4 protein-coding genes are annotated in these 14,398 nt (G+C 39.7%); all 4 read right to left on the bottom strand.

Annotated elements, in window-relative coordinates:
• Positions 1-322: 322 nt before the first annotated feature.
• Positions 323-1,702 carry an ABC transporter permease subunit Vex3 gene (vex3, locus tag DSY56_RS08430; protein ID WP_112445065.1) on the bottom strand — a complete coding sequence of 460 codons (1,380 nt, stop codon included), beginning with the start codon at positions 1,700-1,702 and terminating at the stop codon, positions 323-325.
• 50 nt (positions 1,703-1,752) lie between these two features.
• A complete protein-coding gene (vex2, locus tag DSY56_RS08425; protein ID WP_112445063.1) occupies positions 1,753-2,400 on the bottom strand; it encodes an ABC transporter ATP-binding subunit Vex2 in 648 nt (215 codons plus the stop codon).
• Positions 2,401-2,518: 118 nt separating this feature from the next.
• Positions 2,519-3,796, bottom strand: coding sequence for an ABC transporter permease (locus tag DSY56_RS08420; protein WP_112445061.1), 1,278 nt, complete (start codon positions 3,794-3,796; stop codon positions 2,519-2,521).
• Positions 3,797-3,963: 167 nt separating this feature from the next.
• Positions 3,964-14,151, bottom strand: a complete 10,188-nt coding sequence (locus DSY56_RS12440) for a YSIRK-type signal peptide-containing protein (protein WP_234990567.1) — start codon at positions 14,149-14,151, stop codon at positions 3,964-3,966.
• Positions 14,152-14,398 lie beyond the last annotated feature (247 nt).

Below are 14,398 nucleotides of genomic sequence, written 5' to 3'. Positions count from 1 at the left end.
AATGTTTATTTTTCCTCACTATTCTATATTTTCCAAGGTAGACCCTGCCTAGGTCTACTAGCCTATGTTTGCGATATGGATAGGCTTCTACAGATTTATCTATCTATTTTCAAGATAAGATTTCTATAGATTTTTATGCACAATTCCATATATAAGTTGCGAAACTCCTTTCTAATAAATTCCATAACCTTAGTATATCATATTTAAGTACTAAAGTACAAAGAAAGCAACTGAAAGCAATGATTTTCACCACTGCTTTCGGATTTATTTATCATTTTAAAACTTTCAGTTGCTAGCCTCATTTTTCAGTCTAGCATCAGTATTATTCACCATCCAGCAAGAGCTCTTTTGGTTGTTTTCTAAGGAGATTGCTTGAAGCAAGCGCCATAACGAGAACCACTAGAACTAAAGCAAGGACAAAGACGATGATAAAGTCTGATGTCTGAATGGAAATATCTAGGCTTGACAAGGTCTTGTTAAAGCCATCTACTTCTGCACCACCACCAAGATTAGAGGCTTGAGCCGCCTTGCTAGCCTGTTTGGCAACACCTGAAGTCACGTTGGCAAGGACAGTGTTTCCAATTGCACGGGCAGTGTAATTAGCTAAGAAGTAAGCAGAAACAAGAGCAGGAATAGCAATCAAGATGGATTCAGTGATGAATTGCCCCAAGATACTTGCCTGCTTGAGACCGATAGAGAGGAGAATTCCCACTTCCTTGCGACGGGCATTGATCCAAAGGCTGAGCAAGAGGGCAAGGAGAAGAACTGAGAAACTCAAGCTACCCCAGAAGAGGAGGTTGGCCATCTTGTACATACCAGAGATAGATTGCTCAAGGGCTGGATAGTTAGACGAGCTCTTCACCAGTGTATAGCTCTTCCAGTTGATACCACTTATGCCATTCAACTCTTTCATAACATCATCCAAGTTCTTGTCCGCTGTTACAAAGAAGGTTGCGTCCCCATAAATAGCTGTGTCTTCTGTGTATCCATAAAGTTTTGCAGCAGTGTGAATGTCTGTGATAGCTGTATTTTCGTAAAGCTCTTGTGAGTAAGTTACTGCTGACTTATTATAACCATCAAAGAGTCCCTTGATTGTCACTTCGACTGTTTCCTTGGCACCTTTTTCATTGTCAGCATCATAGACATTAGAGTCCAACTTGACCTTATCCCCTACTTTCCAGCCGTGTTTGGCTGCCAAGTCCTTGTGCAGAAGAATCTTGTCCTTGTCGTCGTTTTTTAGATGCTCACCTTCGACCAACTTATAAGAACCAGAGACAAACTTATCTTCTTTAGAAGAGTCATTGACACCAGTGATCATCAAGCTACTTCCAAAATGTTTGGCACGGTCAGGTGTCAGATTTTTCTTGGTTTCTGGCGTTTCGATGAGTTCATAGCCAGTCAAATCTCCGATAGCGTTGATGCGTTTCACATAAGACTCAATAGCCTTATTTTCGGTGATTTTTTTGATGTCTTCACCCTTGATATTCCCAGCACCACGTGGCGTTCCTTGATTGACGCGACGATTGATTTGCATGGAGAAGCTATTGGTGATATTTTTAAAGGTCTCCTGAGAAGCCTTGGCAGTAGCTCCCTTGATCGACAAGCCGACCAAACTCAAGCTCGCCATGAGGAGAATAATCAGGAAGATGACAATCGATTTGAAAAACTTCCTTGTGACATAGGCAAATGCGTTGTGTAACATAGGTTCCCTTTCTAGATTTGATTTAATCATTCTATCAAAATAAGCTCAAATTATTTACTAGTATTGCGAGTTTCAGTCAGTTTCTTATCTTTCAACTCAAGTGTAATATCTGACGCTTGTGCCACTTCTTTGCTGTGGGTGACGACGATGACACATTTACCTGTTTTCTGGGCAAGTGATTTGAGCAGTTCAACAATATCTCCAGCAGTTTTAGGGTCCAGATTTCCCGTTGGTTCATCAGCAAGAATGACTGGAGCTTCTGAGACCAAACTACGAGCAATGGCAACACGTTGCTGTTGACCACCTGATAACTGGAGAACATTCCGCTTGATCTGACTTTCATCCAAACCAAGCTCAAGCAGTGTATCCTTGCTTGCCTTTTTGTTAACCAAGCGGATATTTTCCAGTGGAGAAAGATAATCTATCAAGTTATAATTTTGAAAAACCAAGGAAATATGGTGCATGCGATGGTAAGAATAGCCCTTCTTACGAATATCCTCTCCCTGAAAAAGAATCGAACCTTCAACAGGACTGTCAAGACCGGCAAGGAGGGACAAGAGAGTGGATTTCCCTGCTCCTGATTCCCCAATAATACTGTAAAATTTCCCGGGTTCAAAATGATAATTGATCTGATATAAAACTGCCTCGGCAGTATTCTTATAACGGTAGGTAAGATCTTGTAATTGTAATAAAGTCATGATTTCTCCTTCTTATACTCAATGAAAATCAAAGATTAAACTAGGAAGCTAGCCGCAGGCTGTACTTGAGTACGGCAAGGCGAAGCTGACACGGTTTAAATTTGATTTTCGAAGAGTATTAACTAATAGATGATAAAATTTTCTTAGGCGATTTTCTAAATAAGAATAGGAAACAAAGAGCTACAGACAAGCAACTAAGCAGAACTAGAAAAACATAGGATTCTGCAAAAGATAAGATGCTGGTTGATAAACTGCTTGCTTTAGCTAGCGTGTCTTGTAGGGCTGCCTGGTCTCCACTGGCTAGTAGTGTTTGCAGTAGGTAAGTTGTGATTGCGTTTCCTGCAACAAATGCTGGAAGCAAAGCACCGAGAGATACCAAAACTACCTCTAAACAGAACTGTAGGAAGATCGAGCTCTTGCCCTTTCCAAGTGCCAGTAAAATTCCCACTTCGTAGACCCTTTCTCTCAACCAGAGAGACAAAACAAGAATTAAGGCCCCTGCTCCAGCTATCAACATCCCATAAAGGAAGATGGTCAGAAAGGTTTGGAAGGTTGCAACTGAGTCTTTGATTTGTTCAAAGGCCTTGTTTTCCTTTTCGACTTGATAGCCTTGATTTTCCAAGGACAAGTTTTCCACCTGCTTCATGAGTCCGTCCATCTCCTTAGGATTTTCTACATAGAAGCGTGCTGCACTAACTTGCGGTTCACCATTGCCCAAAAGGGTTTTGCTACTTTCATAGTCTGTAAAGACTTGATTTTCACTGAAGTCAGAAGACAAGCCTGTGAATTTCTCCTGTTTCTTACCAGAAAAGATGCCGACAATCTCAAACTCTGCTGTTTGCCCTTTGCCAGATTCGGACTGACCAGCATCCAAGCTAATCTTGTCATGAAGGGAAAGACCGTTCTTCTTAGCCAACTCTTCGTGGATCAGGATTTTCTTGGAATCCCCTTTTTGAAGGTGTCGCCCTTCTTTTAGATTGAAAGCCGAGCTGGTAAAGGTGACATCTTTGGATGAATCCTCAAGAGCCGTTAAACTAACCAAGTTCTTGTCCGCAGCTGACAAATCATCACGCTCTACGCTCTGCTCACCACTCACTGCTTCCTTGTCTTTTAGTTTTGCAATCGTTTCGAGTTCAGGAGAGACATTTTCCAGTCCCTTAATCTGGCTCACGGATGATAAGTCCGACAACTTAAAGGTCTGTCCGTTTTCTATCTTCTTAATAGAAAAAGAGGTATTGAGTGATTTGTAAAGATTGGTTTCCACTGTTTTGTTGGACTTCATCAGAGTCAAACAGGCTGAAATTCCGGCCAATAGGACCAATAAAATCAGAAATAAAATAAAACTTCTCAGTCGTTTTCTACTGACATAAGCCCAAGTTCTTTGGATTGGATTCATTTGTCACCTCCATATTTGTAAGACTATTATAAAACCCAAATATGAAATGTTTATGAAATACGAAAAAAGAACTAGAATTTTCACAAATGAGTGATTTTTCTAGTTCTTTTTGATTTACAAAGACTTTATGCAGGGAAAGCTACTAAGGATCAGATGAGATCCTCTATTTAAGCTTCCTCTTCATCGTCTTTTTTCTTTTTGGCAAATAGCAAACCAAATGCACCAAGAAGAGAGAGAAGTCCTAATGCACCGTTAGCACGGTTTTCTTGTGTACCAGTATTTGGCAATACTGCTTGCGGTTGAGAAACTGATGGATTCGTTTCTGACACTTCATTCGGCAATTGAGCAGGTACTTCAACTGTTTGACTTGGTTGTTCAGCCGGTTGAGCAGCTGGCACCTCATCAGGGGTAGCAGTATCTGGTCTACGATTTGTATCGGCAGATGGCGTAGCTGGTCTTTGTTGACCGTCACCTGTTGGTCTAACTGGACTCACTTTTCTGAAGATGTGAGTTACAACATCACCTTCAGTTTCTGTTCTTACAAATACATAACCTTCAATTTCACCATGTTCAAATGCTTCATTCGCTTCACCTAATACCGTTGGAGCCTTAGCATCCGCAGGTTTCAAATCATTTCCGTCTTCATCAGTCCATTTAGTGATGATAAGTGATGGAAGGTCTAGTTTTGTTGAATCTCCTTTTCCAGTAACCATGACCAAATCTTTATTTGGTATTTCATGAGAAATTTTCGTCCGTGGATCCTTAACGGTTGCATTCCCTTTAGAATCGACTGTTACATCTTTTCCTGGATTTGCTTTTTCTACCGCTTTCTTAACTTTATCTTGTTCTTCTTTTGTTAAGTTACTTGGATCTTTAACTGGAACTTTTTCGGTTGGCTTCACTGGTGCAAAATCTTGGTTCACTAGCTCTGTTCCTGGAATTGTATGACTAATTCCTGTTGTCGGATCTGTCACCGTCGCTGTTCCGTCGGCTCCTACCGTTACTTCCTTACCTGGGTTCTTCGCTTTGACTTTGTCTGCCACTTGTTTTTTCTCTTCTGGAGTTAAGTGGGATTTGTCTTTCACTGGAACTTTTTCGGTTGGTTTCACTGGGGTGAAGTCTTGGTTCACTAGGTCTGTTCCTGGAATTGTGTGACTGATGCCTGTTGTTGGATCTGTCACTGTCGCGGTGCCGTCATCTCCTACCGTTACTTCTTTACCTGGGTTCTTAGCTTTGACTTTATCTGCCACTTGTTTTTTCTCTTCTTGAGTTAAGTGGGATTTGTCTTTCACTGGAACTTTTTCAGTTGGTTTCACTGGGGTGAAGTCTTGGTTCACTAAGTCTGTTCCTGGAATTGTATGACTGATGCCTGTTGTTGGATCTGTCACTGTTGCTGTGCCATCGTCTCCTACCGTTACATCCTTACCTGGGTTCTTGTCTTTGACTTTATCTGCCACTTGTTTCTTCTCTTCTGGAGTTAAGTGGGATTTGTCTTTGACTGGAACTTTGTCGGTTGGTTTCACTGGGGTGAAGTCTTTAACGGTTAAATCTTCTACAGGTAGTAATGCAGATTCTCCAGTATTCTTATCCGTTACAGTAACATTACCCATATCATCAACTTTAACTTCCTTATCTGGGTTAGCTTCTTTAACCCTCTTCACTAATTCCGTTATTTCTGTCGGTGTTAAATGTTCAGGGTCTGGAACTACAAGTGGTAACGGAAGTTTAACTCTAAACTCAATTGCTGGAGCACCTTTAGCACTAGTTAGTTTACCAGGAATTGTAATTTCGCTTGTACCTTCTGTCGGAAGTTTACCGTCTTCTTGAGCACTTCCTTTTCCTTTGGTTGATTTTTCTGGTAAGTCATCGTTTGTTAATGTTACTTTACCATCTTTTACCTCTTTTTCTCCATTAACACCTGGTAATTTCACTTTTGCACCGTCAGAAACACCTGTAACTGTGACATCCACATGTCCGTCAAGTTTATCTTGAGTTCCTACTGTAAATGTTGGAGTGGCACTTGGTACCAACTTCGCTGGTACTTTTGTTGTTGTTGTCGCTGGTTTGTGTCCGTCTTCTGTCACTGTTACTGTTGCAGCATCGTCCTTATCTGTTGGTAGCTTGCTGTTATCTACAGTTATTGTGCCATCCGTTACGGTATAGTCTCCAGGAACTCCTGCAATGGTTACTTTCGTGCCATTCGCATATGGTGTATTACCTTCTTTATTAATGTGGTATGTCACATTTCCTGTTGCTGGATCTTGTGTTCCAGTGACGACTGCTGTTGTGGCGTCTTTCAACTTCGCTGGTACTTTTGTTGTTGTTGTCGCTGGTTTGTGTCCGTCTTCTGTCACTGTTACTGTTGCAGCATCGTCCTTATCTGTTGGTAGCTTGCTGTTATCTACAGTTATTGTGCCATCCGTTACGGTATAGTCTCCAGGAACTCCTGCAATGGTTACTTTCGTGCCATTCGCATATGGTGTATTACCTTCTTTATTAATGTGGTATGTCACATTTCCTGTTGCTGGATCTTGTGTTCCAGTGACGACTGCTGTTGTGGCGTCTTTCAACTTCGCTGGGATCACCTTATCCCCATCAGTTTCTGCTGGAAGTTTCGTGTCTTCTGTTACAGTAACTTTACCTGTTTGTACTGTATCTTTCAGTTGGTCGTTCTTAATTGTGATTGTACCATCTTTGACTTTGAATGTTTCGTTTATTCCTGGGACAGTCACTACAGAACCATCTGAGTACTTAGTATCGTCATGTCGTTTAATTGTTAGTGTCACATCTCCTGTTGTGCCATCTTGCTTGTTGACCGTCACGTTAGGTGCTGCTGGTGCAACTTTTAATGTAACAGTAGTCTTTTCTTTAGAACCATCGTTATAGGTAATTACTACTGGTACTTGTTTTTCCTTATCAGCTTCTAGTTCTGGTAATTGTCCATCAAATGTAACAGATTTTATACCTGCTTTTTGATATGTTTTTGTTACGCCGTTTTCAATAACTCCTGTGACTCCTGTTGCTGAATATAAATCTGTTCCAGTAAGGTGATCCGTTGGTTTCTTAATAATGTCTGCTTTTGTAACTTCATGTGCTGTTAAAGTATGTGCTCCTTCATCAGATACTGCTTCAACATCACCTTCGCCTTTGCTTGCAGTTACTGTTATTGTAGTATTTACCAAGTTACGTGGAATTTCGATACTTCCATCATGAACGCTTACTCCATTAGGTTGTCCTGTTACTTGCCATCCATTTTGAGCATCTTTTGTTACTACAACACTTCCTGATTTTAGAGGAATTGTAATTTTATCCCCTGAATTTGTAGAATTTGGTGTTACTTTTACATTTCCATTTTGCCATTGTCCTACTGCCGGGGCGCTTGGACTTGCTTCTTTAACAGCTACATATACTTTAACTTGACTTCCTTCTTTACCTTGACTATCTACTGCCGCTAAAGTAACTTCGTATAATCCAGCTGGAGTTGCGCCTGTTGCTGTAGGTAATTCAGATACAACCTTAACATTTCCTGTTCCGTATGGTTTTTCACTTTCAGTAGCACGTCCATCTTCTGCATCTGTTACTGTCACTAAATCTTTTAACAAGTCGGCTGTCAACCTTGTTCCAGAAACATAGACTTTTCTATGAGTTGCATCCTTTCCTGTGTCACCTTTTACTTTGATAGTAGGTGCTGTATTCGTAACACTAGCGACTTTCCAGTTTCCAGTAGCCGTTGGGTCTTGTCCTGCTTCTGGTTGATATTCTACACGTAAACCTAGTCCTTTGCCGTAAGTTGCTGTATTATCTCCGTTAGCAGCTTCTTCTCTAATGTGAAGTTTCTTACCGTTACTTTCTTCATTAAGAGGAATAGTAATAATACTTTCTGCTGGATTAGTCTTGCTTGCGCTAGAACTAATTCTTCCGACATATCCAGAAGCATCTGTCACCGTTGTATTATCAGCACGAGTTGCATCTGTGTGCCAAGTTCCATCTGCGCCACGTACAAGAGTGATACTATTTGGTTTATCTCCTGTTTCTTGGCTATTATGGAATCGTAATTCAACTCGTTTGGCATCATGTGGCACTGTAATATCAATATGTTTGCTACCAGCAATGGTAGGTGATACAGAGTAAGCACCCATTGTGACTTCTTTTTCATCACTTGTAGTTGAAACTGTTCCACCTGTGACTGTATTCTCCACTGTAATCGCTGGAGGTGTTGTAGTTTCTCCATTCTTAGCAACTGATTGACGAAGTTTTACAGTAGTAGGAAGTGTAGCTGTCCAAGTTCCATCGTTGTTGATGATTACTCCACCATTATTTTCACTAGATAGAACAGTATTCTTTTCATCGTTCAAATGAACTTTGACTACTTTATTAGGAGCGTTAAATCCACCTAATGTACCGCTTAGCGTACGACTAGTTGAAGTCACTGTTGCTGTATCGAAGGTTGGTTTTTGAGGAGTAACTTGTTCCCCATTACTATTATTAGAGACTAGGTCATACTTAGTATCTACTTTTTCAGTACCGCTATCAGTTTTCACTGTTTTTTTATACATTCCAGAAACTACTACATTAGCTGTCAATTGTTGCCCCAATGTCACAGGTTGTTTGTAGTCAGCTTCAGCAAACGTTGTACTTCCTGTTCTTTCTGTTACAGTTTTTTCTGCAACTACATTGCCATTAGAATCTTTCAATTGTACTTTTACAGTTGCTCCTGTCGTCAACTGATCATCTGTTGGAAGATTGCTCACTGTAATCTCAGGTTTAGTTCCTGCTTTCCCTTGGAATTGATTTGCAGTTAACGTCGGTGCTTTTGGTTTGACATCAAAGATAATAGGCAATAATTGTCTTCGTTTGTCTTCATAGTCTGGCTTACCAGCTTCATTAGGGAAAAATACACCAATCGTATCTTCTACTCTTCCTATAGTAGTAGCCGCCTTGTCTCTACCTGCTTCATAGTAGTTTTTTGAACTCCAAAAAGCTTTAACTGGAGAGTTTTCTCCTTGAATAGGGTAATCGTCAGTATAGTACCCTCCTCTTCTAGCATCAAAATTCCCAAATGGTGTTCCTACCGTCGTCTCATAACTAGGATGTGTCAACGTTGCACTATAAGTAGGTAGTTTTACTTCTAAGGTATCTTTAATAGGCTGAGTTGGATCATCAGTAGCATAAGAAACTTCAATATATCCTTTTAGATTCGAATTGGCTTTACTTACATCTGGAACTTGATCATCTTTCCATTTAACGGTTACTCCCTGACCAACGCCATTTACATAATCTATTGCATTCTTTCCGTTTGCTAATGTTCCCAATGCATTTACATGCATTGCTTTCTTAAGCGTCACTCTGTCGTAAACTTTTACTGGAACATCGACTTCTGTCGAAGTATAACCAGTCGCACTGACCGTTACAGCTTTATTCGTAGTTCCTGCTGCAGTTGTTGTAGGTTTGCCATTTTTCCAAGCAACGCTTGGATTTGTTACCCCTGCAGGTACTTCCACAAAGTGACTTGGAGTGTCTACATTAGCGATTGTTCCATCTTTAATCGCATAAATAGCTTTAGGCTTCACTGCAGCTATAGAGATTGTTTTCTCAGCTTTATTCCCATTCTTATCTAAAACTGTTACTTTAACTTCATGTTTAGCGGCTGAACTTAGTGTTCCTGTGATTGATTTTGTTGTTGCATCATAGCGTAGACCACTTGCTCCTGCTGGTAAAGTAGCCTTGATATTTGAATCATCTATCCCTACACCTTTGTCTGATAAATCAAGAGAAAGATTGAACTCTTTTCTAACACCTACAAGCGTATTACCCAACCCAATTGTTGGGTTTGTACGATCGCCATCTTTAGAATCAGAATTTCCATTTTCATCACTTGGAACTTCTTGGGCAACTACTTTCGCTTGAATTTTTGTTTTATCTTTAACAACTTGATCTTTTAAAGTAATTTCCCCAGTAGTTGCATTAACACTAATTCCTTCTTTCGCACCACTCGTGATACTCCATTGATTATTAGATCCCTTAGTAGCGATAACCGTTGTTCTATCTTGAGCAGTTTTCGTCACATTACCATTATCTTCTAATCGATTCTTATCCGCTGGAGTATACGTCACTTCCATACGACTAACATTTGTTTCATTTGTATGACCAACTCTTACATCACCGTTATTGTCTGGATTTACCGTTGGAGCTGTCGGCTTAACCCTGAATGTTACTGATACAGTATCTTTTTTAGGAGGATAAACAGTTACATTTTTTCCATCAACAGTTTTCGAATATTTTGCACCATTATTAGGGAATGTAACTACTGCTGTATATTCAACTACACCTGGTGTACTTAATAAAGTTTTATTTGTAACAGCAGCATTGTCTTTACTCCATGTAAATGTCATACCACTTGTGTAGTAGTTATCATCACCATCAGGTTTTTGTGCATTACCGTCTGATACTTTAACATAATGATGTGAATCTTTAGCATGCCCTGTATCTGTTGGGTCTACTAGTTTTGTATTTAAAGGAACTGTATCTGGAGTATTTTTAGCTTCAATATCAACAATGATATACTTAAACTGGTACGTTTTTGTATTTCTAGAAGCGTCTTTCACAGTAACACTAGCTGTATGTTCCCCAAGTGTATTGTTATTATCCACTATATTATTGGATGTTAAAGTGTACTGATTATTATTATTTGTCAGATCAGTTTTTTCAACATCACTTCCACCTTGTTTGTTAAACCAAACCCCACTTGGAATTCCTGACGCTTTAAGATATGTTGTTTTACCAGAGTTATCTTCTACTTCAAATGTTGGATTAAATTCCGCTCCACGATAAATAACAAATCTAGGATTTTGATCAACATTCTCTCCTAATTCTGTGCCATTAATCTTAACTTTAGGAGGTTTTGTGTCCACTACATCGTAAGTTAAAGTAAGTGTCTTAGGAGTCTCCCCTTCTGGATTAGGAGCTAACACTTCTACTCTCTTATTAGTACCTACTGTTAAATCAGGGGTATTAGGTGCAGTCATCGGAGTGCTAGAATCCTTCCACAAGAATGTCTTATCATCCCCAATAGCACCTCCATCTTCATAAGTAAAGTACTGTTTAGGACTTCCCCAATTTGGATTTTCACCTACATTTATTGTTTTTTTCGTTGCCCTATAATTATATGTTACGATTTCACTATAAGGTACTTTATACGTCGTTCCATCTGTATAAGTCGCCGTGATTCCATCAGTCCCTTTTGTAAAGGTTGGGTTCGCTTCATTCGTTTTATTCGCTTCTTTAATAGCAGTTAAAATCGTATCCTTCTCTTTATCCTTTATATTTGTTGGATTTAAAACTTTTACACGTGGTGGATATGTCGGTTTAGCAGAAACGATTTTTACTGTTACTTCTTTCTTATTCGTAGCATTCGTAGCATTACCAGCTTTATCTTTAGCATTTAATTTCATCGTAATGCCAGAAAAATCTGTCGTTGTTTTTCCAGATTTCAATCCTACTGTCAATTTAGCGGTTGCGTCTGTAGCTTTTCCATAAACTGAATACGTTGTAGAATTTTCATTATAATCTGCACTATTTTCTACCGTTCGTGTTGCTGTTGGATTAGTACCATTAGATGAAAATTCATATCCACTACCATTAGCTTCATCTTTAATATCTACATCAAGTTCTACATTATTACGTTCAGGAGTAGCAACAACTACTACTTTACCTGTGCTATCCGGCGTCAACCATGTGTTTGTTCCATTTTTACGAACTCGAATCGTTGGTGGAGTTCTGTCTTGAGCTTTTGCTTTGACAGTAACCTTTTCACTCATGAACTCATTTGCAGCTTTTGCTTGAGCTTCTACTGTACTACCGTCTTCAACACTGTTTGCTGGAATTGTTATTGTCCCGCTACTTTGATTTATTGTAACATTGGTACCACCCGTCACTGTCCATCTAGAACCTTGCTTATTAGCAGTAATTTCTGTTTTTTGACTATTAGATTCTTCGATATATTTAACAGTCAAAGAGTTAGCATTTCCGTTAGGAGTTACTGTCACAGAACCATCTTTATTGGCAGTAACTGTTGGCGTTGCAGTACGCTGACGAATTGTTTGTCTACTTTCGTTACTAGCATCACTATTTCCAAAGTAAGATTTCGCTATAACATCTGTTCCAACACTAGCAGTTCCTGCTTTTAATGAAAATGAATTTCCATTGATTTGAATTCCATCCGCACCATCCCCACTACTACTCCATGTTCCGTCTTGAGGGTTACGTATTAGGGTTACCGTTTTCTTTGCACCATTATTCGTATAAAAAAGTTCTACCTTATCCACGTTTTTATTTTGAGCAGAATCAGCATAAGGAGTTACGGTTACTGCTCCCTCACTATTAGGTGTAACTGTCGGAGCATTCGGCTTTTCTTGTAAACCTCTCGCCATGAAGTATTGCAATCCAGAAGAATATTCATATGACCTCATTCCTGCAGCATAATAAAGTGGTGCATATTTGTTATCTGTGTGAGTTTTATAAGAAATTGTTACAATACCCGATCCATCATGTTTTAAATAATATAATTGGTCAGTATTTTCTTTTAATCCGTCTAAATTTCTTTTCGCTTTATCTTTTACACCATCAGAAATTGCTGTACTCCAATCAGCAGTACGTCTACCTTTGTGAAAAGCAGGCCCTAAATAGTAATAAGCATTCGAAGATCTAGAGTCGTCTGGTGTTGTTTGAACTCTATCAGTAGATCCGATAATAAAATTGCTATCCGTTACATCTGTCACACTATTAAAAGCGTCAGTAAAATGGTGTTTGGTAGCATCTCCATAATCCGCTTCCGTAGCTTCTAAATGCTCCTTTATTTTGTTCCGCCATCCTGTATCTAAATTGAAACCGCCAAGTGTCCTACTGCCTGTCTTTTGTCTTGTAACACCAAGAGTTTCACCCATAGTGTGTCCTTTAGGCAATGTAAACCAATATAGAGCATGTTGGTGATTGTGATTATGAGTATTGAAAGTAACAGTCCAAATATAATCGCCATCAACTTTAGGGTCTTTTTTTACTGTTATCTTAGCCTCTTTCAAAGCTTCTTCTACAGGTTTTTCATCATCATGTGAATATAATTTATCTTGAGTGCCTCTTCTCATCGCATACAAATAAGTCTCAGCAGGCAAGTCTGAACCATCACCATTTTGAACAATATACGCCCTTTTTGTATTAAGACCAGTCGGATTAGCTCTAAAGTCTGACCCTGATTTCATGGGTTTGCTATTTCGCAAATCACGTTTTCCTGATTTTTCACGAGTAAGTGCTAAGGCAAGTTTCTTCTCAGCTTGCTTTCCTTTTTTGAGGAGTTCTTCAATTTCAGCTGGTGTTAACTGAGGTTGTAATACACTAGCTTCAATTGATTTAACAATTTCTTCTACTCCTTCTAAAAGTTTCTTAGTCTCAGGACGTGTGATTTCATTTGCCTGTATCAAATAGGCAGACAAATCTTTCGAAATCGCTTTCAATTTTTCTTTATTCTGATTATCACTAACTTCTGACTTTGAAAGTTTAGTTGATGGAGTCCTAACTTCTCCATTAGTTGATGCTACAGGATTCTTCTCTAGGACTTTTGTAACAGCTTCCTTTGGAGTTAGTACAGTCCCCTCTGGAGCAGCCAGCGTAGTGTTTGTCAGACCTGCTTTTTCTAAGACTGGAGGAGTGGAAACTTGAGGTGACAAAGCTTCCTTGACCCGACGAGTCAGGTCTTCCATGAGTTTGACTTGCTCATCAACCTGTGCTTGTGTCGATTTTGGATTCTCTAAGACCGCCTTAGCCTTTGCGAGACCTTCTTCCACTTCAGTGTGGAGAGCCTTCATGGAGTCTAGGGTCAGATTTGCCAACAAAGCTTCTAGGGTGCTTTGTGTCGATTTGGCTGCACTTGTGTCAGCTACTGGCGCTGATCCTTCCTGATCCTTTTCCTTCGTCACTTGAGGAGCTTCTGCGTTCTCATCTATCTTAATCTCGGGCTGAAGACTTTTAACTTCAGCTTCTGATTCTTCTTGACTTCCTTCTTCAGTTTTAGCTTCTGGAGCGCTAGATTCTCCTGCTGATTTGAGCTCAACTGGCTGTTCAACTACTGCCATTTTCTCAGGACTCTCCTCATCTGAGTCCTGTGGATCCCCATCTGAATTTCCAGAAGGTCCAGCAACTACATCACTAGCTGTTACTGGAGACACTGCAGGGGCCTGCGCTTGCACCCCATTCGCAAAGAACATCAGAGCCGCCACTGCAACACTAGCAGCCCCAAAATGATATTTCCTTATTGAGTAACGGTAAATTTTTTCACCATTATCATCACGATATGATTTTCTCATTATCTTACCTCTCGTTTTCCCTTTCTGGAGGTAGCAAAAAATACCCCCCCCCCCTTAAATATTTTAGGTATTTAAAGAAAGGATATGTTTTTTTTTATTCCCACACTTGTCAAAAGACAAATTCCGAGATATTATTATTATATCCTATTTTCGCAAATTTGAACAGCAAAACGCGAAGTTTTTAGCAGTCTCGTGGAGACGTTAAAAAAGTAACAAAAAAGCCGATATAACAGTATTTTCTTGCTAT

The organism is Streptococcus sp. 596553 (assembly GCF_900411395.1).
In the GTDB taxonomy this organism is placed as follows: domain Bacteria; phylum Bacillota; class Bacilli; order Lactobacillales; family Streptococcaceae; genus Streptococcus; species Streptococcus mitis_BA.
The sequence above is the reverse complement of the archived record's forward strand: the minus strand, read 5'-3'. Positions and strand labels throughout refer to the sequence as shown.

Coding starts and splice junctions, on each gene's coding strand:
- vex3 (WP_112445065.1), bottom strand. CDS start 1,702: ATGTTACACAACGCATTTGCCTATGTCACAAGGAAGTTTTTCAAATCG.
- vex2 (WP_112445063.1), bottom strand. CDS start 2,400: ATGACTTTATTACAATTACAAGATCTTACCTACCGTTATAAGAATACT.
- DSY56_RS08420 (WP_112445061.1), bottom strand. CDS start 3,796: ATGAATCCAATCCAAAGAACTTGGGCTTATGTCAGTAGAAAACGACTG.
- DSY56_RS12440 (WP_234990567.1), bottom strand. CDS start 14,151: ATGAGAAAATCATATCGTGATGATAATGGTGAAAAAATTTACCGTTAC.